Source organism: Serratia sp. root2, from assembly GCF_031931805.1.
GTDB classification, from domain to species: domain Bacteria; phylum Pseudomonadota; class Gammaproteobacteria; order Enterobacterales; family Enterobacteriaceae; genus Serratia; species Serratia inhibens.
Window position 1 is genome coordinate 334,139 of record NZ_JAUJXB010000004.1, and the last position, 20,871, is coordinate 355,009.

At 56.2% G+C, this 20,871-nt stretch carries 21 protein-coding genes and 3 pseudogenes; 20 read left to right on the forward strand and 4 right to left on the reverse strand.

What is annotated here, in order from left to right; all coding sequences use genetic code 11:
• Positions 1 to 65 precede the first annotated feature (65 nt).
• Positions 66 to 533, reverse strand: coding sequence for a formate hydrogenlyase regulator HycA (gene hycA / locus QZQ97_RS19355; protein ID WP_311994772.1), 468 nt, complete (start codon positions 531 to 533; stop codon positions 66 to 68).
• Between the two features lie 252 nt (positions 534 to 785).
• On the opposite strand from hycA, the gene hypA reads away from it, so the two are divergent.
• From hypA to QZQ97_RS24570, 19 genes and pseudogenes are all read left to right on the forward strand, one after another.
• Positions 786 to 1,130: a hydrogenase maturation nickel metallochaperone HypA gene (gene hypA, locus QZQ97_RS19360; RefSeq protein WP_013814554.1), complete on the forward strand. Its 345-nt coding sequence runs from the start codon at positions 786 to 788 to the stop codon at positions 1,128 to 1,130.
• An 18-nt stretch (positions 1,131 to 1,148) separates the two neighbouring features.
• Entirely contained in the window at positions 1,149 to 1,952 is an 804-nt protein-coding gene (hypB, locus tag QZQ97_RS19365; RefSeq protein WP_311994773.1) for a hydrogenase nickel incorporation protein HypB, read from the forward strand.
• Positions 1,943 to 2,236 (forward strand): HypC/HybG/HupF family hydrogenase formation chaperone, encoded by a 294-nt coding sequence (hypC, locus tag QZQ97_RS19370; RefSeq protein ID WP_311994797.1) that lies wholly within the window; start codon positions 1,943 to 1,945, stop codon positions 2,234 to 2,236. Before hypB ends, hypC begins: the two co-directional genes overlap by 10 nt.
• Positions 2,223 to 3,350, forward strand: a complete 1,128-nt coding sequence (hypD, locus tag QZQ97_RS19375; protein WP_311994774.1) for a hydrogenase formation protein HypD — start codon at positions 2,223 to 2,225, stop codon at positions 3,348 to 3,350. The genes hypC and hypD overlap by 14 nt, the downstream gene beginning before the upstream one ends.
• Complete coding sequence (gene hypE, locus QZQ97_RS19380) at positions 3,347 to 4,363, forward strand: hydrogenase expression/formation protein HypE (protein WP_311994775.1); 1,017 nt, start codon at positions 3,347 to 3,349, stop codon at positions 4,361 to 4,363. The genes hypD and hypE overlap by 4 nt, the downstream gene beginning before the upstream one ends.
• A 114-nt stretch (positions 4,364 to 4,477) precedes the next feature.
• Positions 4,478 to 6,532 (forward strand): formate hydrogenlyase transcriptional activator FlhA, encoded by a 2,055-nt coding sequence (flhA, locus tag QZQ97_RS19385; protein WP_311994776.1) that lies wholly within the window; start codon positions 4,478 to 4,480, stop codon positions 6,530 to 6,532.
• Positions 6,533 to 6,742: 210 nt separating this feature from the next.
• Positions 6,743 to 7,168, forward strand: coding sequence for a hypothetical protein (locus tag QZQ97_RS19390; protein ID WP_311994777.1), 426 nt, complete (start codon positions 6,743 to 6,745; stop codon positions 7,166 to 7,168).
• Entirely contained in the window at positions 7,165 to 7,680 is a 516-nt protein-coding gene (locus tag QZQ97_RS19395) for a hypothetical protein (RefSeq protein WP_311994778.1), read from the forward strand. The genes QZQ97_RS19390 and QZQ97_RS19395 overlap by 4 nt, the downstream gene beginning before the upstream one ends.
• A 13-nt stretch (positions 7,681 to 7,693) precedes the next feature.
• Positions 7,694 to 9,064 (forward strand): pyridoxal phosphate-dependent decarboxylase family protein, encoded by a 1,371-nt coding sequence (locus QZQ97_RS19400; RefSeq protein WP_311994779.1) that lies wholly within the window; start codon positions 7,694 to 7,696, stop codon positions 9,062 to 9,064.
• Between the two features lie 47 nt (positions 9,065 to 9,111).
• Positions 9,112 to 9,765, forward strand: coding sequence for a hypothetical protein (locus tag QZQ97_RS19405; protein ID WP_311994780.1), 654 nt, complete (start codon positions 9,112 to 9,114; stop codon positions 9,763 to 9,765).
• Between the two features lie 173 nt (positions 9,766 to 9,938).
• Positions 9,939 to 10,037 (forward strand): annotated as a pseudogene (locus tag QZQ97_RS24565) (hypothetical protein); the annotation flags it as partial.
• A 663-nt stretch (positions 10,038 to 10,700) separates the two neighbouring features.
• The gene (locus QZQ97_RS19415; RefSeq protein ID WP_311994782.1) at positions 10,701 to 12,311 is read left to right on the forward strand and encodes a tryptophan halogenase family protein; all 1,611 of its coding nucleotides are present in this window, start codon (positions 10,701 to 10,703) and stop codon (positions 12,309 to 12,311) included.
• A complete protein-coding gene (locus tag QZQ97_RS19420) occupies positions 12,311 to 13,396 on the forward strand; it encodes a monodechloroaminopyrrolnitrin synthase PrnB family protein (RefSeq protein WP_311994783.1) in 1,086 nt (361 codons plus the stop codon). Before QZQ97_RS19415 ends, QZQ97_RS19420 begins: the two co-directional genes overlap by 1 nt.
• Before the next feature lie 41 nt (positions 13,397 to 13,437).
• A complete protein-coding gene (locus QZQ97_RS19425) occupies positions 13,438 to 15,141 on the forward strand; it encodes an NAD(P)/FAD-dependent oxidoreductase (RefSeq protein ID WP_311994784.1) in 1,704 nt (567 codons plus the stop codon).
• 21 nt (positions 15,142 to 15,162) lie between these two features.
• Positions 15,163 to 16,257 carry a Rieske 2Fe-2S domain-containing protein gene (locus QZQ97_RS19430; RefSeq protein WP_311994785.1) on the forward strand — a complete coding sequence of 365 codons (1,095 nt, stop codon included), beginning with the start codon at positions 15,163 to 15,165 and terminating at the stop codon, positions 16,255 to 16,257.
• A gap of 166 nt (positions 16,258 to 16,423) precedes the next feature.
• Positions 16,424 to 17,668, forward strand: a complete 1,245-nt coding sequence (locus QZQ97_RS19435) for a cation:proton antiporter (RefSeq protein WP_311994786.1) — start codon at positions 16,424 to 16,426, stop codon at positions 17,666 to 17,668.
• A gap of 361 nt (positions 17,669 to 18,029) precedes the next feature.
• Positions 18,030 to 18,176 carry a hypothetical protein gene (locus tag QZQ97_RS19440; RefSeq protein ID WP_311994787.1) on the forward strand — a complete coding sequence of 49 codons (147 nt, stop codon included), beginning with the start codon at positions 18,030 to 18,032 and terminating at the stop codon, positions 18,174 to 18,176.
• Between the two features lie 97 nt (positions 18,177 to 18,273).
• Positions 18,274 to 18,543 (forward strand): annotated as a pseudogene (locus QZQ97_RS19445) (DUF1281 domain-containing protein); the annotation flags it as partial.
• A 346-nt stretch (positions 18,544 to 18,889) separates the two neighbouring features.
• Positions 18,890 to 19,067 (forward strand): annotated as a pseudogene (locus QZQ97_RS24570) (LuxR family transcriptional regulator); the annotation flags it as partial.
• Here the strand turns inward: QZQ97_RS24570 and QZQ97_RS19450 are convergent.
• The 3 genes from QZQ97_RS19450 to QZQ97_RS19460 form a co-directional block, all read right to left on the reverse strand.
• On the reverse strand, positions 19,057 to 19,203 hold the full coding sequence (locus QZQ97_RS19450; RefSeq protein WP_311994788.1) for a hypothetical protein: 147 nt from the start codon (positions 19,201 to 19,203) through the stop codon (positions 19,057 to 19,059). The pseudogene QZQ97_RS24570 and the gene QZQ97_RS19450 overlap by 11 nt on opposite strands.
• Before the next feature lie 215 nt (positions 19,204 to 19,418).
• A complete protein-coding gene (locus QZQ97_RS19455) occupies positions 19,419 to 19,580 on the reverse strand; it encodes a hypothetical protein (RefSeq protein WP_311994789.1) in 162 nt (53 codons plus the stop codon).
• Between the two features lie 35 nt (positions 19,581 to 19,615).
• Positions 19,616 to 19,756, reverse strand: coding sequence for a hypothetical protein (locus QZQ97_RS19460; RefSeq protein WP_311994790.1), 141 nt, complete (start codon positions 19,754 to 19,756; stop codon positions 19,616 to 19,618).
• A 618-nt stretch (positions 19,757 to 20,374) separates the two neighbouring features.
• Here QZQ97_RS19460 and QZQ97_RS19465 point away from each other — a divergent pair.
• Positions 20,375 to 20,599 (forward strand): hypothetical protein, encoded by a 225-nt coding sequence (locus QZQ97_RS19465; protein WP_311994798.1) that lies wholly within the window; start codon positions 20,375 to 20,377, stop codon positions 20,597 to 20,599.
• Positions 20,600 to 20,871 lie beyond the last annotated feature (272 nt).

Consider the following 20,871-nt stretch of genomic DNA (forward strand, 5'->3'; position numbering starts at 1 on the left):
TTTTGACGAAGTCGACAGTAAAAATGACGTTTCGACAGTCGCCGTCAGCAATAAAACGACGTTATTCAGGCCGGCAGAATAATTTTTTTCAATTCTTCATGAATGGCGCAGTCGCCATGCAAAGAATCAAATAAGCATTGGTAAATAACGGCGATCTTATTCAGGTAATGTTCCAGCACGGCCTGCCTGTCACGGTTATTGACTTGGCCGTCGATCAGGCCGCTTTCATCCAGCGTAGCGTGGGCGAAAGGGGCAAAGTTTTCTTCTTCATTTGGCGCAGCCAAATTAATGCTGTAGCAGATATCGCGGCTGTAAAAACCGTCGCTCAATTGAATGCGCAAGGTGAAGTGATTGAATAGCGTGAAGCGGATGTCCTGACCCTGCCCGCAGATAAACTCATGATTGATATTCTGTTTTGTGCTGGTTACCGCTTTGACCAGCGTGTTGTGGTAATGCTGCCATTGCGCCATTAAACGGTTGTTTTTGCCGGCGATATAATCGGCCTGGTTGGTCAGTTCATTGATTGTGCTCATCAGTGTCACCCGGTGTGTCGACATTTCCTGTGGTGACGCTAATAGGGCATAAATCGTGCCAGCTTGATTTGGTTTTAATTAATGGCTTTGAATTCAATGATGCAGCGAATTATTTTGCGCGTGGGCCAACGCGACATGGCGGATTTTACTGTCGATGTCATCGACTCTCGACAAATGTGTCGGCGCCTGACTGGCACCGTATTTGCACAGGTATTTTCAGTTGGCCGTTTTATTGCCGTTACCGGAGACCGCATGCACGAAATAACGCTTTGCCATTACGCGCTGGAAATTATGCAGCAACATGCGCAGCAACAGCAGGCGCGGCGTATTACCGCCGTGTGGCTGGAGGTGGGCGCTTATTCCTGCGTTGAGGCGCAGGCGCTGCATTTCTGTTTCGACATGGTATGCCGCGGCACGCTGGCTGAAGGCTGTACGTTGCATTTACAACAACAGCAGGCGCTGAGCTGGTGCCATGACTGCCAATGTGAAGTGACGTTGCCGTTGCCGCAGGTGCGCATCTGCCCGCATTGCGAAGGCCACAACCTGCGTGTGCAGGCCGACGACGGCATACAAATAAAACGTCTGGAAATCGAATAACCACAGAGAGGAGAGCTTATGTGTAGCACGTGCGGTTGCGCCGAGGGCGAAGTGGCCATTGAAGGTGATTTTCAGCCCGCCAGGGTGCCGTTTCGCCCACGCCAGAATCCGAAAGGCGATTTGCATTATGGCTTTGGCGCGGCCGGTACTCATGCGCCGGGCATCAGCCAGCGGCGGATGCTGGAAATAGAAACCAACGTGCTGGCGAAGAACGATCGCCTGGCGGCGCACAATCGCGAACATTTCGCCACGCAACAGATCCTGACGCTGAACCTGGTGTCCAGCCCCGGCTCCGGCAAAACCACCTTGCTGACGCAGACCCTGCTGCGGCTGCGCGACAGCGTGCCGTGCGCGGTGATAGAAGGCGATCAGCAAACCACCAATGACGCCGAACGCATTCGCGCCACCGGCGTGGCGGCGATCCAGGTCAATACCGGCAAAGGATGCCATCTGGACGCGCAAATGGTGCGCGACGCCACCCACCGCCTGGCGCTGCAATCTCACAGCCTGCTGTTTATCGAAAACGTCGGCAACCTGGTGTGCCCGGCAGGGTTTGATCTCGGCGAACGGCACAAGGTGGCGGTGCTGTCGGTAACCGAAGGCGAGGACAAACCGCTGAAATATCCGCATATGTTCGCGGCGGCGCGGCTGATGCTGCTGAACAAGATCGATTTGCTGCCGTACCTGGATTTTGATCTCGACGCCTGCATCGCCAATGCCCGGCGGATCAACCCGCAGATTGAAATCATCACCCTGTCCGCCACTCGCGGCGACGGCATGGATCAGTGGCTGAACTGGCTGGCGACGCAACGATGTGCATAGGCATTCCGGGGCGAATTGTCGCGCTGGACCCACGGCACTCGCAGCATGCGTGGGCGGAGGTGTGCGGCGCCCAGCGTGAAATCAACATTGCGTTGGTGTGCCGGGCCGGCGAGCCGCGTGAGGCGCTGCTGGGCTCTTGGGTGCTGATCCACGTCGGTTTCGCCCTGAGTCGGCTGGATGAACGGGAGGCGGTGGAGATGCTGGCGGCGTTACAGGCGATGGGCGAAGTGGAAAACGACGTGGCGCTGTTTATGGCGGGGGAGGGTAACGATGAAATACGTTGATGAATTCCGCGATCCGCAGTTGGTGAAATCCCTGTTGCAGCGCATTGCGCAGCAGGCTGAGCAACTGTCATTCAGCGCCGAACGTCCATTGCAACTGATGGAAGTGTGCGGCGGCCATACGCACGCCATTTTCCGTTTTGGCCTGGATAAACTGCTGCCGCCGCAGGTGGAGTTTATTCATGGGCCGGGTTGCCCGGTGTGCGTGCTGCCGATGGGGCGCATCGACGCCTGCCATGAAATCGCCGCCACCCCTTCGGTGATTTTTTGCACCTTTGGCGACGCGCTGAGGGTGCCGGGCAAACAGGGTTCTCTGATGCAGGCGCGGGAACGCGGTGCCGATGTGCGCGTGGTGTATTCGCCGCTGGACGCGCTGCAACTGGCACGCGCCAACCCGCAGCGGCAGGTGGTGTTTTTCGCGCTCGGTTTTGAAACCACCATGCCGGTGACGGCCGTCACGCTGCAACAGGCGCGCTTGGAAGGCATTGAGAATTTCAGCGTCTTCTGCCAGCACATCAGCCTGATCCCGACCTTGCGCAGCCTGCTGCAACAGCCGGAGGCACGCATTGACGGCTTCCTGGCGCCGGGCCATGTCAGCATGATCATCGGCACCGAACCCTACCGCTTTATCAGCGGCGAGTATCATAAACCCCTGGTGGTGACCGGCTTTGAACCGCTGGATATTTTGCAAGGCGTGATGATGCTGATTGAGCAGTTCTGCGAGGGGCGCAGCCGCACCGAAAACCAATACCGCCGGGTGGTGCCGCAAAGCGGCAACCTATTGGCACAGCAGGCGATGGCGGAGGTGTTTGCGATCGGCGGCAGCAGCGAATGGCGCGGATTGGGCACCATTGCCGATTCCGGCATTGGCCTGAGCGTCGCCTATGCCGATTTTGACGCCGAACGGCGCTTTCGGCCCCAGCCGCAGCAGGCGGCAGATGACCCGCGTGCCTGCTGCGGTGCGGTGCTGACCGGGCGCTGCAAACCGCGCGATTGCCCACTGTTCGGCGGTGTCTGCACACCGCAAAACGCTTTTGGCGCACTGATGGTGTCTTCGGAGGGGGCTTGCGCCGCCTGGTATCAATACCGTCGAGAAACGGAGGAAAACGCCGCATGAATTCGGTTATTACCCTGGCGCACGGCAGCGGCGGCAAAGCCATGCAGCACCTGCTGGAGTCGCTTTTCCTGCCCGCCTTCGCCAATCCGCAGTTGGAACAGCGTGAAGATCAGGCGCGCATCGCGCTGGCATCGTTAATGCGGCAGGGCGATCGGTTGGCGTTTACCACCGACAGCTACGTCATCGATCCGCTGTTTTTCCCCGGTGGTGATATCGGCAAGCTGGCGGTATGCGGCACGGCCAACGATCTGGCGGTCAGCGGCGCGACGCCGCGCTATTTGTCCTGCGGATTTATCCTGGAGGAAGGGTTGCCGCTGGCGGAATTGACGCGGGTGGTGGAGTCGATGGCGGCGACTGCCCGCCAGGCCGGCATTCAGATCGTGACCGGCGATACCAAAGTGGTGCAGCGCGGCGCGGCGGACAAGTTGTTTATCAACACCGCCGGCATTGGCGTGATCCCACAGAACATCGAGTGGTCGGCGCAGCGCATTCAAGCCGATGACGCGATCATCGTCAGCGGCACCCTGGGCGACCACGGTGCCACCATTCTCAACCTGCGCGAACATCTCGGTATGGCGATGGACATCACCAGCGATTGTGCGGTGCTGACGCCGTTGATTGCGCCATTGCGGGCGATTGACGGCGTACACGCGCTGCGCGACGCCACCCGCGGCGGCGTGAACGCCATACTGCACGAATACGCCGCTGCCTGCGGTTTCGGCATCGACATCGACGAGCAGCGTCTGCCGGTGAAACCGGCGGTGCGCGGCGTTTGCGAACTCTTGGGGCTGGACGCGATTAACTTCGCCAATGAAGGCAAGCTGGTGCTGGCGGTGGCGCAGGCGGCGGTTCCGGCGGTATTGGCTGCGTTGCAGGAGCACCCGTTGGGCGCGGATGCGGCGGTGATCGGCCGGGTAACCGACGGTGCCAAACAGGTGCGGCTGCGCGGAGCCTATGGCATCAGCCGGTTGCTCGATTTGCCGCATGCCGAGCCTTTACCTCGCATTTGTTGATCCGATCGGGGGAAGCGGCCGCCGGTCGGCAGTAAACTTTGCGCCGTAGCTCACATAAAAATAAAAAAATTCAATTACCGCAACCGGATGCCTTAACCGGCAGAGTGATGGTCAATGTCGAATGCAAGCATAGAAAAACAGGAACTGCTGGAAATTACCCGCTTGTTGTTCAGCCAGCGTGGCTATGGCGATGTACTGATCCAACTGCAACAGATCGTTCGGCGCCGGGAACTGGCGGACGACGTGGCGCTGGTGTTGCTGCACCCGAACAGCGCGCGAGTCAGTTTCCACGGCCAGGACGGGAATGGCCGGCCGCTGAACTATCAGGATGAAACGTTATTGGCCAATGGGCCGATCGCGTTATTACGCGAGAATGAACAGCCGCTGCGCCTGTGTGGCGCCGATCTGCACCGGCGCTATCCGCAGTTGGCGATGCTGGCATTGTATCCGCCGCTCAGCCATTACTGCCTGATGCCGCTGCGTGCCGGCGGGCAACTGCTGGGCGGTTGCGAACTGTCGCGTAACGACGGCAAAGCGTTCAGCGATGCGGCGCTTGGCTCACTGACCACCCTGATGGAATTGACGGCGCTGGCGGTGGAGCAGGTACAGCTGCGCGAAACCGCCGAGCGGCAGCAGCGCCAGTTACGCCATGAGCGCGATGATTTTCGCGTGCTGGTGGATGTCACCAACGCCGTGCTCTCCAAGCTGGATCTTGACGACCTGATTGGCGAGATCTCCAGCGAGATCCACCGCTTCTTCAAAACCGATGCCATCAGCATTGTGCTGCCGGGCGATCGCGACGATCGCGTGACGATCTACGCCACCCATTATCTGCAAGATAACGTGGCTAAACGGCAGCAATACAGCGTACCGCTGGCCGGCACGCTGTCGGAAAAGGTGATGCAGAGCGGTGAAATGCTGTTGCTGAACCTGAAACACTCGGATCCGTTGGCCGAGTATGAACGGCAGCTGTTTGATTTGTGGCATGAGCAAATTCAGACGCTGTGCGTGCTGCCGCTGATTTTCGGCCAGAAGACCCTCGGCGTGCTGAAGCTGGCGCAATGCCAGCCGGATAACTTCAATGCTGCCAACTTGCGGGTGTTGCAGCAGATTGCCGAGCGTATCGCCATTGCGGTCGATAACGCGTTGGCCTATCAGGAAATCAGCCGGTTGAAAGAGAGTCTGGTGCATGAAAATCTGTATCTCACCGAACAGATTAATGACAACAACCCGGATTTCAGCGAGATCGTCGGCCGCAGCGCGGTGATGTCCCGGGTGTTGAAGCAGGTAGAAATGGTGGCGAAAAGCGACTGTTCGGTATTGATCCTCGGCGAAACCGGCACCGGCAAAGAGTTGATTGCCCGCGCCATTCACAATTTGAGCGAACGCCGCGATCAACGTATGGTGAAGATGAACTGTGCGGTGATGCCGGCCGGGCTACTGGAAAGCGATCTGTTCGGCCATGAAAAAGGGGCATTTACCGGCGCCAGCTCCCAGCGTATGGGGCGTTTCGAGCTGGCGGACAAAGGCACGCTGTTTTTGGACGAGGTGGGAGAAATCCCTGTCGAGTCGCAGCCTAAATTGCTGCGCGTGCTTCAGGAGCGCGAGTTTGAGCGGGTTGGCGGCAACAAGCTGCTTTCCGTCGATGTGCGCTTGATCGCCGCCACCAACCGCGACCTGCAGCAGATGGTCGCCGACCGCGAATTCCGCAGCGACCTCTATTACCGGCTCAATGTCTTCCCTATACTCATTCCGCCGCTGCGCGAGCGGCCGGAGGACATTCCGCACCTGGTGAAATTTCTTACCTACAAGATCGCACGGCGCATGAAACGCACCATCGACAGCATTCCGGCCGAAACGCTGCGCCTGCTGAGCCAAATGCCGTGGCCGGGCAATGTGCGCGAACTGGAAAACGTCATTGAGCGGGCAATACTGCTGACGCGGGGTACGGTGCTTAATCTGCAACTGCCGGAGCTGCACTATGCGCAGCCCTCAATCGCGCCAATCGCAGCGCCCCCGCAGGCGATAGCGGGCGAAGATGAATATCAAAGGATTGTGCGGGTACTGAAAGAAACCAACGGCGTGGTCGGTGGGCCGCGTGGCGCTGCGCAACGGCTGGGGCTGAAACGTACCACTTTGCTTTCTCGGATGAAGAAAATGGGCATTTGAGGTGGAAAAGGTATTTGGGTTTAGTGGCGCGTTATTATAAAAAGGGGAGCATTTAATGAGATGCTTATAATTAACGATGAAATTATCCTTGGGTGTTTTTAAATTTATTTTCTGATGGCTTGGGATTGATGATTTTTTAGTGGCTCTGTGGCGAGTTTATTATACGTCACCTATAACTAACCGAGTGTTTTTACTGACAGGACGGTAAGTATGCTATCAATTCCAGGTGTATTAATATCCAATAGGCACGGTATTTATTTAAAGGATGAGACCAAAGCGGCTCTGGCAGTGATTGAAAGCGTCGAACATGATCTTTTGGATAATATGGTGCCGGCTTGCCGGCAGGTATTGACCTGTTTAGAACACGACATGGCGAGAGCGGAAACGGTCAGTAACGAGGTGTTCAGGATTTTTGATGATTACTTCGGTATTATACGTTCGTCGGAAAAACCATTGGACGTATATATTTATTCCGGTCTCCACTGTGCATTGATGTTCAATGAGGAAATAAGTGCCTCTGCGACAACATTGTGCATTGAGGAACAGGAAAGTTTATTGCGAGGGATACGCGAAGCGGTGTTGATTGGTATTGATTATCTCTGTATTCCTGCACGGAACGACAGGGTGTGCGTATGAATAATCCAGAGTTAACCCGTTGGAAAGTCGGGCACAAGATTTTCACCCTGTTTATTCAGGCGGCATTGTGCGCATTGCACAACGTTGAGGTGTATTTTCTGCAGAATAACCGGTTTGACGGTGTGATTTCATTGAAAAATGCGGCCAGCATGATGAGAATGTCGGCTCTGGCAATGAAATACAGCGCTGACTTTCAGAAAGAAAAATATGAAAGTATTATCAGACCCTCGATGCCCGATAGATTCAGCGGATTGGGAAGTATGGATCATGCCTACTTGATTAAAGTCATGGCGCGGATAAAAAAGAATAAAGAACAAATGCGGGTATTTTTTGGCGAGGAATATGATGACTTTGTCGTGTCGGTCCAGCAAGCTTACGATGCCCATATTTTTGTTTGCGAACGTTTTGTGGAAAATCAAAACAGCCTGAGAAGTACGCAACTACACCCGGCCTCTGAAGTGCTCACGGAATTAAAAATTAAACGTTTATCTTTCATTCAACCTAAAGAGTAACGGACGGGAAACCATGTTTAATCAAGAGGAATTGGCCATATTGGCCAGGCAACTTTCCGCCCTGGATGCGAGTTTCTCCCTGTTGCCCGACTATGAGGAGAGTGAAGCGCTGGCACCGATGGAATCAGTATTGAGTGAGCTGTCTTCAAGGATGGCGGATAATTATCCCTATTTTCATCCCTTTTATTTGGGGCAAATGCTGAAACCCCCTCATCCCATGGCGCGTCTTGCCTATTCCTTATGCCTGTATATCAACCCGAATAATCATGCGCTGGACGGTGGCAGGGCCACCTCGGCGATGGAAAAGGAGGCGGTTGCCGAAATTGCCAATATGTTTGGCTGGCGCGAGCATCTTGGCCATCTGACCGGCGGCGGGACTTTTGCCAATCTGGAAGCACTGTGGATAGCCAAAATGCTACGTCCGGGGACATCGGTTGCCGCCTCGGAACTGGCGCATTACACCCATGAGCGAATTAGCCGGGTGCTGGACATGGAATTTGAAAAGATCCCCTGCGACGCCTCTGGGCGGATGGATGTCCTTGAGCTGGAAACGAGGCTGCAGCGAGGCAATATAGGCACCGTGGTTGTGACATTAGGCACTACCGCCGCAGGAACGCTTGATCCATTGGACGCGATTCTCGCGCTGAAAAGAAAGTACCGCTTCAGAGTTCACGTCGATGCTGCCTACGGTGGCTATTTTACCCTGTGCGAGGGGCTGTCTGCGGCGAGTCGGGGCGCGCTTGAGGCGATGGCGCAAGCGGATTCTATCGTTGTCGATCCGCATAAACATGGCATGCAACCCTATGGATGCGGGTGTGTCTTGTTTAATGACCCTGGGGTAGGAATACATTACAAACATGATTCGCCGTACACCTATTTCAGTTCGGACGAGCTGCATTTAGGGGAGATCAGTCTGGAATGCTCCCGGGCCGGCGCATCGGCCGGCGCGCTTTGGGCCACTCAAAAGCTGCTGCCTTTAGTGGCGGGCGGGGCGTTTGCTGCTGCACTTCAATGTTCCAGGGATGCCGCCATGTCACTGTTCCAGTGGTTAGAGGAAGAGGCCGACTGCGTGACGGTTATGGAGCCTGCGCTGGATATTGTTCTGTGGTTGGTGGCCGGCACCACTGCCCAGGCCAGTTCAGTCTTATCGCAAAGGGTGTTTGAAAAGGCCGCTGAAATGAACCTCCATCTGGCATTGGCGCGGGTCCCCAAAAAATTGCTGCGGGATAAAATTGCACCGGACAGCGCGTTTTGGGATGCCGACACGGTGTTGTGTTTGCGCGTTTGTTTGATGAAGCCGGCCCATAAAACCTGGTTGCCGCGGATTCAGACGCATCTGCGGGCTGCAATGAATGAGGCCAAGGTGCAGGCGGAAAACCTATAAATCATCGGACGGGAACCGCGTGTTGAAAACCTGATAGGGAGCAGCGTGTGAAAACAGATCATCAGGAGCGTTTCGTTTATCGCCTGTTGGATGAGGCTTATGCAGAGCAAGCCATTGCGTGTCTGTGTAGGGTATTTAGCGCTCAAGAGCCACTGGGGAAGGCGCTGGGTATAACACCCGACGAGTTGGCGCCTTTCGTCGCTGATTTGGTGCATCATGCGATAAAAACCAACTTGTCGTGGGTCGCACTAGAAAAAGCGTCGTCCCGTTTGGCAGGGGTAAGGATATTGACGGATTTTCATAACGACTTTATCCCCGGCGAGTATACAAGCCGAAAGCTAAATACCATTTTCACTTTTCTTGATTCGCTTTATCAGGCTCAACCTCATGGCGAAGGCCATGAATATAAACCCTTGCTGCATTGCTGGATGGTTGCGGTGTTACCGGCATTCCAGCGACGGGGGGTGTTGCGTAATCTTTATCGATCAGGCAGTTATTGGGGGGTTAAAAAGGGGTTCAGATGGGGCGTTGAGGAAGTGACAAGCCGGTATAACCTCGCTTTTTTGGAAAGTGAAGTGACGGTGACGACATTAAACACCCTTTATTATGCGCAATATGAAAACGGCGGCACCTTGCCTTTTTTATTGGCCGAAGACAGTAAAGAGTGCGTGTTATGCCGGTATCCTTTGGACGTAGGGTAGGGATGTCATATGCCCTTAATCATTCGGTTGCAGGATGTCGTCATCAGGGGCAAGGTCAAGCAACGCGTGGACTTCGGTGGCCTTGCCTCCCTGCATGCGTAAAACATACACATAGCGGTGCCGATAAGGGCGGCCGTTTCGAGCGGCATTCCGGCCGAAACGCTGCGCCTGCCGAGCCAAATGCCGTGGTCGGTGGCCCGCGTGGCGCTGCGCAAAGGCTGGGACTGAAACGTACCACTTTGCTTTCTCGGATGCAGAAAATGGGCATTTGAGGCAGAAATCAATTTCCAAATGTTGTTGAGTATTCATATGAAAACCAGGCGGATAATTGTTTTCAGACTGAATGCTTGATTGTGCAAATTATATTATTTTATAGATATTCCCAGACGCAATTAACGAATGAGCCGGAATCGATTATTTTTTGTTGGTTGGCAAATTGATAATGCATCACCTATAACTAACTGGGTGTTTGATTTATCGAATTGTGAGCGTGCTATCAATTCCAAATGCATTAATATCTAATGGATAAAGTGTTAATTTAAAGGATTGAACCAAAGCGAAATTGGCAGTGATTGAAAGAGCCGAACATGACATTCTGGATAGGTCGTGTTGCCTTTTTATTGGTATAAATCAGTAAAAACAGTGTGTTATGCAGGTGCTCCTTGGGTGTGGGGTAGGGGTGTCATAAGGCTTCATTTTATTATCATGAATAATGATGCGCTCTTGTTTTTTCTGCTTTTTCCGTAAGTTAACCGGTTAAAAATAATATCTTTAATCGGTTGGTGATCAGTGCGGAATTAGGGTTGTGGCGGGCGCTCTGCGTGAGTATATATCGCTGGATTAATTCTGAAACGGAATTTGCACTTTTTAAATTAGATTCTAGTCTGAATTAGAACCTAATTTAACATCTCCATTCGCTCCTATGGGAGAGTGTCATGAGCAAACCGATCAAGAATATCGTCATCGTGGGTGGCGGCACTGCGGGCTGGATGTCCGCTTCGTACCTCGTCCGGGCGCTCCAACAGCAGGCGAACATTACGCTCATCGAATCTGCGGCGATCCCCCGGATCGGCGTGGGCGAGGCGACCATCCCGAGTTTGCAGAAGGTGTTCTTCGACTTCCTCGGGATACCTGAGCAGGAGTGGATGCCCCAGGTGAACGGCGCGTTCAAGGCCGGCATCAAGTTCGTGAATTGGAGAGAGTCTCCCGACCACTCGCGCAACGATTACTTCTACCATCTGTTCGGCAATGTGCCGAACTGCGACGGCGTGCCGCTTACCCACTACTGGATGCGCAAGCGCGAACAGGGCTTTCAGCAGTCGATGGCGTACGCCTGCTACCCGCAGCCCGGGGCGCTCGACGGCAATCTGGCACCCTGCCTGCACGACGGTACCCGTCAGATGTCCCATGCGTGGCACTTCGACGCGCACCTGGTGGCCGATTTCTTGAAGCGCTGGGCCGTTGATCGCGGGGTGAACCGCGTGGTCGACGAGGTCGTGGAGGTTAACCTGAACGACCACGGCTTCATCTCCAGCCTGATCACCAAGGAGGGCCGGAAGCTGGAGGCGGACCTGTTCATCGACTGCTCCGGCATGCGGGGGCTCTTGATCAACCAGGCCTTGAAAGAGCCCTTCATTGACATGTCCGACTACCTGCTGTGCGACAGCGCGGTTGCCAGCGCCGTACCCAACGACGACGCGCAAGTGGGGGTCGAACCCTACACCTCCGCGATCGCCATGAACTCGGGGTGGACCTGGAAGATCCCGATGCTGGGCCGGTTCGGCAGCGGCTACGTCTTCTCGAGCAAGTTCACCTCCCGCGACCAGGCCACCACCGACTTCCTCAACCTCTGGGGGCTCTCGGACAATCAGCCGCTCAACCAGATCAAGTTCCGGGTCGGGCGCAACAAGCGGGCGTGGGTCAACAACTGCGTCTCTATCGGGCTGTCGTCGTGCTTTTTGGAGCCCCTGGAATCGACGGGGATCTACTTCATCTACGCGGCGCTTTACCAACTCGTGAAGCACTTCCCCGACACCGCGTTCGACCCGCGCTTGGCCGACGCGTTCAACGCCGAGATCGTCTACATGTTCGACGACTGCCGAGACTTTGTCCAGGCGCACTATTTCACCACGTCGCGCGAAGACACGTCGTTCTGGCTTGCGAACCGTCACGACCTGCGGCTCTCTGACGCCATCAAAGAGAAGATTGAGCGCTACAAGGCGGGGCTGCCGTTGACCACCACGTCGTTCGACGATTCCACGTACTATGAGACCTTCGACTTCGAATTCAAGAACTTCTGGTTGAACGGGAACTACTACTGCATCTTTGCCGGCTTGGGCATGCTGCCCGACCGGTCGCTGCCGCTCTTGCAACTGCGACCGGAGTCGATCGAAAAGGCCGAGGTGATGTTCGCCCGCATCCAGCGTGAGGCCGAGCGTCTGCGGGCGAGCCTGCCGACGAATTATGACTACCTGCGGTCGCTGCGCGAGGGCAATGCGGGGCTGTCTCGACCCGGGCCGACGTCCGCGTCGCCGGGGTTCCGGTAGTGGAGCGCGCTCTGGACCGAGCATGTGTATTCGCGGCCACGCACGCTGCCGTGGCGGCCTGCGATCCGCTGCAGGCCCGCTCGCTCGTTCTGCAACTGCCGGGCCTGAACGGTAACAAGGACGTGCCCGGCATCGTCGGCCTGCTGCGCGAGTTCCTCCCGGTGCACGGTGTGCCCTCCGGCTGGGGCTTCGTCGAAGCTGCCGCCGCGATGCGGGACATTGGGTTCTTCCTGGGGTCGCTCAAGCGGCACGGACACGAGCCCGTGGACGTGGTGCCCGGGCTCGAGCCGGTGTTGCTCGACCTGGCGCGAATGACCGACCTGCCGCCGCGCGAGACACTCCTGCATGTGACGGTCTGGAACCCCGCGGCAGCCGACGCGCAGCGGAGCTACACTGGGCTCAGCGACGAAGCGCACCTGCTCGAGAGCGTGCGCATCTCGATGGCGGCCCTCGAGGCGGCCATCGCGATGACCGTCGAGCTGCACGAGGTGCCCCTGAGATCGCCCGCGTTCGCGCAAGGGTGCGACGAGCTGGCGGCCTATCTGCAAAAAATGGTCGAATCGATCGTCTACGCGTACCGCTTCATCTCGCCGCAGGTCTTCTACGATGAGCTACGTCCCTTCTACGAACCGATTCGCGTCGGGGGCCAGAGCTACCTTGGCCCCGGCGCCGTAGAAATGCCCCTTTTCGTGCTGGATCACGTCCTGTGGGGCTCGCAATCGGACCATCAGGCTTATCGAGAATTCAAAGAGACGTACCTGCCTTATGTGCTTCCCGCGTACCGGGCGGTCTACGCTCGGTTTGCCGGAAGGCCGTCGCTCGTCGACCGCGCGATCGGCGAGGCGCGAGCGGCCGGTGCGCAGGGCGAACCCGTCCGGGCCGGGCTGGCGGCCCTCAACCGGGTCTTCGTGGTCCTGCTGCGCTTCCGGGCACCTCATGTTCAATTGGCGGAGCGGGTGTACGAAGTCGGGCGAAGCGGCCCGGCAATCGGCAGTGGGGGGTACGCGCCCAGCATGCTCGGCGATCTGGCCACGCTCACGCTTGACGCTCGCTCCCGCATCCGCGCCGCTCTCAACGCGTCCTGACGCGCGTCCATCTGTTCCCTTTCATAAGGAGATTTGACTCCATGACTCAGAAGAGCCCCGCGAACGGGCGCGATAATAACCACTTCGACGTGATCATCCTCGGCTCGGGCATGTCCGGCACCCAGATGGGAGCTATCCTGGCCAAACAGCAATTTCGCGTGCTGATCATTGAGGAGTCCTCGCACCCGCGGTTCACGATCGGCGAATCGTCGATTCCCGAGACGTCGCTTATGAACCGCATCATCGCCGATCGCTACGGCATTCCGGAGCTCGACCACATCACCTCGTTCTACTCGACGCAGCGTTACGTCTCGTCGAGCACGGGCATCAAACGCAACTTCGGCTTCGTGTTCCACAAGCCCGGCCAGGAGCACAACCCGAAGGAGTTCACGCAGTGCGTCATTCCCGAACTGCCGTGGGGGCCGGAGAGCCATTATTACCGGCAAGACGTCGACGCCTACCTGTTGCAGGCCGCGATTAAATACGGCTGCACGGTCCGCCAGAAGACTAAAGTGATCGAATACCACGCCGATAAGGACGGCGTCGCGGTGACCACCGCCGAGGACGAACGGTTCACCGGCCGGTACATGATCGATTGCGGAGGACCCCGCGCGCCGCTCGCGACCAAGTTCAATCTCCGCGAAGAGCCTTGTCGCTTCAAGACGCACTCGCGCAGCCTCTACACGCACATGCTCGGGGTCAAGCCGTTCGACGACATCTTCAAGGTCAAGGGGCAGCGTTGGCGCTGGCACGAGGGGACCTTGCACCACATGTTCGAGGGCGGCTGGCTGTGGGTGATTCCGTTCAACAACCACCCGCGGTCGACCAACAACCTGGTGAGCGTCGGCCTGCAGCTCGACCCGCGTGTCTACCCGAAAACGGACATCTCCGCGCAGCAAGAATTCGACGAGTTCCTCGCGCGGTTCCCGAGCATCGGGGCGCAGTTCCGGGACGCCATACCGGTGCGCGACTGGGTCAAGACCGACCGGTTGCAGTTCTCGTCGACCTCCTGCATCGGCGATCGCTACTGCCTGATGCTGCATGCGAACGGGTTCATCGACCCGCTCTTCTCCCGGGGGCTAGAGAACACCGCGGTGACCATCCACGCGCTCGCGGCGCGCCTCATCAAGGCGCTGCGCGACGACGACTTCTCCCCTGAGCGCTTCGAGTACATCGAGCGCCTGCAGCAAAAGCTTTTGGACCACAACGACGACTTCGTCAGCTGCTGCTACACGGCGTTCGCGGACTTCCGCCTGTGGGACGCGTTCCACAGGCTGTGGGCAGTCGGCACGATCCTCGGGCAGTTCCGGCTCGTGCAAGCCCACGCGAGGTTCCGCGCGTCGCGCGATGAGGGCGACCTCGATCATCTCGACAACGACCCCCCGTACCTCGGGTATCTGTGCGCGGACATGGAGGGATACTACCAGTTGTTCAACGACGCCAAAGCCGAGATCGAGGCCGTGAGCGCCGGGCGCAAGCCGTCCGGGGAGGCTGCGGCGCGGATCCACGCCCTCATCGACGAACGAGACTTCGCCAAGCAGATGTTCGGTTTCGGGTACTGCATCACCGGGGACAAGCCGCAGCTCAACAACTCGAAGTACAGCCTGCTGCCGGCGATGAAGCTGATGCACTGGACACAAACCAGCGCGCCGGCAGAGGTGAAAAAGTACTTCGACTACAACCCGATGTTTGCGCTGCTCAAGGCGTACATCACGACCCGCATCAGCCTGACTCGGAAGAAGTAGCCGGCCATTGAGGACACAAAAATGATGAACGACATTCAATTGGTTCAAGTGAACGCCGAGGAGCATCCGTCGAGGGCGTACGACGCGACCACGAGCGTGGCCGCGAGCTGGTACGTCGCGATGCGCTCGGACGACCTCAAGGACAAGCCGACGGCGTTGACGCTCTTCGGCCGTCCTTGCGTGGCGTGGCGCGGAGCGACGGGGCAGGCGGTGGTGATGGACCGCCACTGCTCGCACCTTGGCGCGAACCTGGCCGACGGCCAGGTCAAGGACGGTTGCATCCAGTGCCCGTTTCATCACTGGCGGTACGACGAGCAGGGCCAGTGCGTTCACATCCCCGGTCACAACCAGACGGTGCGCCGGCTGGAGCCCGTGCCGCGATCGGTGCGCCAGCCGACGTTGGTCACCGCCGAGCGATACGGCTACGTGTGGGTCTGGTACGGCTCCCCGGAGCCGCTGCACCCGCTGCCCGAAATCGCCGCCGCCGATGTCGACAACGGCGACTTTATGCACCTGCACTTTGCGTTCGAGACGACGACGGCGGTCTTGCGGATCGTAGAGAACTTCTACGACGCGCAGCACGCATCCCCCGTGCATGAGCTCCCGATCTCGGCCTTCGAGCTCAAACTCTTCGACGATTGGCGCCAGTGGCCGGAGGTGGAGTCTCTGGCCCAGGCGGGCGCGTGGTTCGGTGCCGGGATCGACTTCACCGTGGATCGGTATTTCGGGGCCTCCGGCATGCTGGCCCGCGTGCTCGGCCTGAACATGTCGCAGATGAACCTGCACTTCGATGGCTACCCCGGCGGGTGCGTCATGACCGTCTCCCTGGACGGAGACTTCAAATACAAACTGCTCCAGTGTGTGACGCCGGTGAGCGACGGCAAGAACGTCATGCACATGCTCATCTCGATCAAGAAAGTGGGTGGCGTTCTGCGCCGCGCGACCGACTACGTGCTGTTCGGGTTGCAGACCAGACAGGCAGCGAAGTACGACGTCAAAATCTGGAACGGGATGAAGCCGGACGGCGGCGGCGCGTACAGCAAGTATGACAAGCTCGTGCTCAAGTACCGTGCGTTCTACCGGGGCTGGGCCGACCGCGTTGCGAGTGAGCGGTGATGCGTGAGTCGGCGGCCCTCACCGAGCCGGTCCCGGACACGTCGTTCCGCCAGGCGAGCGCGAACCTGACGAGCGGCGTCACGGTCATCACGGCATATGGCGCGGCGGGCCCGGTCAGGCTTGCGGCCACCAGAGTTGTGTCGGCATCACTCTTTCCGAGGTATTCATGACTGTCTGGTTGTTACAACTCGTGCTGGTGATCGCGCTCTGCAACGTCTGCGGCCGCATTGCCGAACGGCTCGGCCAGTGCGCGGTCGTCGGTGAGATCGCGGCCGGTTTGCTGTTGGGGCCTTCGCTGTTCGGCGCGATCGCACCGGATTTCTACGACGCATTGTTCGGCCCACGCGAGCTGTCGGCGATGGCACAGGTCGGCGAAGTCGGCCTGATACTGCTGATGTTCCAGGTTGGTCTGCATATGGAGTTGGGTGAGACGCTGCGCGGCAGAGGCTGGCGCATGCCCGTCGCGATCGCCGCGGGCGGGCTTATCGTGCCGGCCGCGATCGGCATTATCGTCGCCATTGTCTCGAAAGACATGCTCGCCGGCGACGCGCCGGCGCTGCCTTATATACTCTTCTGCGGTGTCGCGCTTGCGATATCAGCGGTACCGGTGATGGCGCGCATCGTCGACGACCTGGCGCTCAACGCCATGGTGGGCGCAAGGCACGCAATGTCTGCCGCGATGCTGACGGATGCACTCGGATGGATGCTGCTTGCAGCTATTGCTTCGCTATCGAGCGGGCCTGGTTGGGCATTTGCGCGCATGCTCGTCAGCCTGCTCGCGTATCTGGTGCTGTGCGGGCTCCTGGTGCGCTTCGTGGTTCGACCGACGCTTATGCGGCTCGCATCGACTGCGCATGCGGCGCGCGATCGCTTGGCCGTGTTGTTATGTTTCGTCATGGCGTCGGCACTGGCGACGTCGCTGATCGGATTTCATAGCGCATTTGGCGCACTTGCGGCGGCGCTGTTCGTGCGGCGGGTGCCCGGCATCGCGAATGAGTGGCGGGATAACGTCGAAGGTTTTGTCAGGCTGGTGCTGATGCCGGTGTTTTTCGCGTATGCGGGGCTGCATGCGTCGGTCGGCACGATCGACGATGCGGCATCATGGATGTGGTTCGGCGTATTCTTCGCGGGCGGATTCATCGGCAAGTTCGGCGGCAGTTATCTGGGCGCGCGTGCCACCGGGCTTGCGCCACGCGATGCGATGCTGGTGGGTTCGCTGATGAATACGCGCGGCTTGATGGAGCTCATCGTCCTGTCAATCGGTTTGCAGATGCAGATCCTTCCGCCAAAGGTCTACACGATCCTCGTGGTGTTCGCGCTGGTGACCACGGCGCTGACCGTACCGCTGGTTCGACTCACGTTGCGCGCGCAATCGCGCGCGACGTCAGCAATCCCGGGCACGGAAAAGTGACGCGTATCAGGTAGGTTACGCCAATTGAAAATAGCCCCTCTTGAGGGGCTATTTTCAATTGCACGCAAGTCTTCAACAGAGGACGCTTGATATTTGCTCTACAGTTGAAGTTCAGACAGATCCACAACCGTTTCCCCGAGCATCATGATGAAATTGACCCACTCGTCACGCAGTGGATGGCCGCTCAAATCAGCGTTTCGGTTTCCACCTGGTCGGTCTACGAACTCGGTAGTCGACAGGGACAGCGGCATCGATCCCATGCTGGTGCTGCTTTTCGATTGGGAATGGATCGATAACTTAAAATTAATGGTGGGATTACTTATCTATCATTTTAGGTTTAAAAAAATCGAATGTTAAATAAATGAACCTGATTGTTGCAATAACTAAAATTATTGATATTAAAAATTTAGACAAAGATTCTGGTGCTGCAGAGGCCAGAGGGAAACCAATACCAGTGACACGGAGAAGCGATGTTGAAATTATGAAGCCCACAATCACCGAAATATAACGAAGTATTTTAAACACTTGGCCATCGAAATAAAAACAGAGACATATTGAATACCGAGGATATCCCTTTATTCTTACCAGGAGCAAACGCCTGAACCGTTTGGGATGGCATCAACACGTTGAGAGTGCATTTTGATTCCTCGCGGTACCCGCCAGCCGGTGAGGTTATCGGGAGAGTGTCGGATCTGTTCAGTTGTCAGGTCGAGCATGCCTGGTATATGCCCGATGCGGAACGCAGTGGTTACGATGGCGGCGAATATGTCGACGGCGGACGAATCGCGGCTGAAGCTGAGGGCGTTGAGGTGATCCACCTGACCTATGCCGACAAGGATTCAGTTCTGTTGTCATCCACTTCAGCAGCCGGCTAATCACCGACTTTTGTTATCGCATTAACCTATGGCCACCGAGGCTCGATGGTCTTTTTTTCCGTGGGGGGAGTTTCTCTACTTTGCCAGAGCAGAGAAGGCGGCTTGGCGGATGTCACCTTGCAAACCGCGACGTTCACCGTGCGGTTGGCCAAGGGCCATATGCTACCGCCGGGTACGTACCGGAAGACCAGTCTGGCCCAAACATCCTGTGGAATGCCATGGTGTTCTACGCATCTACCGCTGCTCAACCTGGTGGAGGAAGAACTGTGGAAGGAATCCGACATCAAGGATTTGAACTCGCTTCTTACAGCTGGATACTTTTAACTCATTATTGGTATCTGCCATTATGTTTAAAAACAATATCTTTGTTATTAGTTAGTGTAAATACAGCTATGTCGGCCTTTCGGTGTTAGTGAAAAACATTACGGCAAGTACGATGTCAGACTGTTTTCGGATTTTATGCAGGGTGGGATCAGGCGGAAAAGATAAGTCAGCACGATATCGCGCTGATCCTTACCGCAGAAGCAGGATCCCCGCAATGAAGATCAGCCAGAACAGCAGGGAAAACACGATTGCCAGCAAAAAGCCCCACCTGCTGGGATAGCCGTAAAGGGGGGAACGTGAAGCCATAGGGTACTGTCGTTTCTTGTCTGCGTTCATCTCATTTCTCCTGATTGCGCGTCAGTGCGTGGGTTACTCCGGTAAAAACTACAACGTCAAAAAAATGGCCGCTGACGGCAGGGTGATACGTCAGCGGCCCAACTGCCGCTAGCCAGGCTCCAGGGTTAACGGATCGGGTCTGCGGCGTTCGGTACCGGCTTTTTTTATGGGGCACTTGAGCTGCCCCCGGATGGACCTCTTATGTGCTTATGCTGTTATTTCGCGTTATCCGCCTGCCTGAGCAGACCCAAAAATTGCTGCTCCACCGCTTTGAGCTGTATCAGATAGTCTACTGGTGTCCCTGACGTGCCGATGGCAGACAGGTAGTGCAGGGCAAGTTCTCGTGCCTTCTGGATTTCCATTTGCGTTTTCAGCATCGTGTCTTTCTCCGGTTTCTGACTGTTATGGGACGCTACCCCTTCATTGCGGGCGGTTTACCCACTAGTGCTCTGTTTTTGTGTGCAGTGCCGGTTTCGATCTGGAGGGCATACACCAGAGTGGCGTTAGGCGGCACTTTCGGCAGGGCGACGTCGAACACTGCCTCGTCTGCCATCGGTGCATTGCTGGCGCAGTGTGCGAGAGCACTACTTGTCATTGTTGACGTTTTTGGGACGTTTTCTGAACAAATAAACCGCGCTGTCGCACAGACGATTGTTATCGTATTTCTCTAGGTCAGTAAATAAACCTGACATGGTTTGTTGCTACGTAGTTGCGTATTTTTATGAAAAAACACTTCCAATCGTTAACTTGAGCTTGTTTTGAAATTTTATTGCAAAAAATAATTTTATGCGAACCAATATTTTGAATTAACTTGGTTGTGTAGAGTAATATTCTGATATCTTTCTTTTAGCGATCAGTTATTCCGTTTTTTTGCAAAAAAAGTCACTTTACCAAACTGATATTGTTTTTTTTTGATTATTTAAATTTTGGGGTTTTTCATTTTGTAAATACCTGAAATAATCACCCCATTACGGAAGTGTTCTTTAGTGTAGTGACGAGTTTAACTTTTGTTAGTAACAGCAGGTCCATACTCGGGTTTTTTCTAATTAACAATAATTGTTTCTTAATTACTGCACGGCGTGAAATGATGTGGGTGTAATTAGATTAAAATAAGTCAAGTATTTGACTTGTTCAATGTAACTCATGGCGGAAATATATTTTTTCCATAAAAATGAATAAAACCCTGCTGAGTGTCGGGGGAGGGGCCAGTCTTGCCATCACGCTGGGTCAGGCAACCAAAGAGCAGAAATTGCAGGACGGTAACAATACCCTGAGCTTTGCGGCCTACTTGCAGGGTGATGGCGCGTCAGTCACTGTTACCAACGTTGATTTCCAGGCCGTGACTGACTCTACCCTGGCGTATAACCAAGCCCATTTTTATCCCCTTTATTTTTAATATCGGTGTGTCTGTGCCTGCAAGGTTCCCGTATATCTTTTTTATGCGATTCACCCAAAGGAATAATGGAAGATGCACATTAATTGAATTACTCCCTGAAACTGGCAGCCAATCATCATGCACTGAAAGCCGGTGATTATTCGTCGTCGATCCGCTTCAGGATGGATTACTTCTGAATACCTCGCGCACTGCGCCGGACGTGGTTAGTTAAAATAAAAAGGTAAGGGTATGAGATTGTCATCACCAGGAAAGCTGGTTCGACTCCAGGCGGC

Coding starts and splice junctions, on each gene's coding strand:
- hycA (WP_311994772.1), bottom strand. CDS start 533: ATGAGCACAATCAATGAACTGACCAACCAGGCCGATTATATCGCCGGC.
- hypA (WP_013814554.1), top strand. CDS start 786: ATGCACGAAATAACGCTTTGCCATTACGCGCTGGAAATTATGCAGCAA.
- hypB (WP_311994773.1), top strand. CDS start 1,149: ATGTGTAGCACGTGCGGTTGCGCCGAGGGCGAAGTGGCCATTGAAGGT.
- hypC (WP_311994797.1), top strand. CDS start 1,943: ATGTGCATAGGCATTCCGGGGCGAATTGTCGCGCTGGACCCACGGCAC.
- hypD (WP_311994774.1), top strand. CDS start 2,223: ATGAAATACGTTGATGAATTCCGCGATCCGCAGTTGGTGAAATCCCTG.
- hypE (WP_311994775.1), top strand. CDS start 3,347: ATGAATTCGGTTATTACCCTGGCGCACGGCAGCGGCGGCAAAGCCATG.
- flhA (WP_311994776.1), top strand. CDS start 4,478: ATGTCGAATGCAAGCATAGAAAAACAGGAACTGCTGGAAATTACCCGC.
- QZQ97_RS19390 (WP_311994777.1), top strand. CDS start 6,743: ATGCTATCAATTCCAGGTGTATTAATATCCAATAGGCACGGTATTTAT.
- QZQ97_RS19395 (WP_311994778.1), top strand. CDS start 7,165: ATGAATAATCCAGAGTTAACCCGTTGGAAAGTCGGGCACAAGATTTTC.
- QZQ97_RS19400 (WP_311994779.1), top strand. CDS start 7,694: ATGTTTAATCAAGAGGAATTGGCCATATTGGCCAGGCAACTTTCCGCC.
- QZQ97_RS19415 (WP_311994782.1), top strand. CDS start 10,701: ATGAGCAAACCGATCAAGAATATCGTCATCGTGGGTGGCGGCACTGCG.
- QZQ97_RS19425 (WP_311994784.1), top strand. CDS start 13,438: ATGACTCAGAAGAGCCCCGCGAACGGGCGCGATAATAACCACTTCGAC.
- QZQ97_RS19430 (WP_311994785.1), top strand. CDS start 15,163: ATGATGAACGACATTCAATTGGTTCAAGTGAACGCCGAGGAGCATCCG.
- QZQ97_RS19435 (WP_311994786.1), top strand. CDS start 16,424: ATGACTGTCTGGTTGTTACAACTCGTGCTGGTGATCGCGCTCTGCAAC.
- QZQ97_RS19440 (WP_311994787.1), top strand. CDS start 18,030: ATGAACCTGATTGTTGCAATAACTAAAATTATTGATATTAAAAATTTA.
- QZQ97_RS19450 (WP_311994788.1), bottom strand. CDS start 19,203: ATGAACGCAGACAAGAAACGACAGTACCCTATGGCTTCACGTTCCCCC.
- QZQ97_RS19455 (WP_311994789.1), bottom strand. CDS start 19,580: ATGCTGAAAACGCAAATGGAAATCCAGAAGGCACGAGAACTTGCCCTG.
- QZQ97_RS19460 (WP_311994790.1), bottom strand. CDS start 19,756: ATGGCAGACGAGGCAGTGTTCGACGTCGCCCTGCCGAAAGTGCCGCCT.
- QZQ97_RS19465 (WP_311994798.1), top strand. CDS start 20,375: ATGAATAAAACCCTGCTGAGTGTCGGGGGAGGGGCCAGTCTTGCCATC.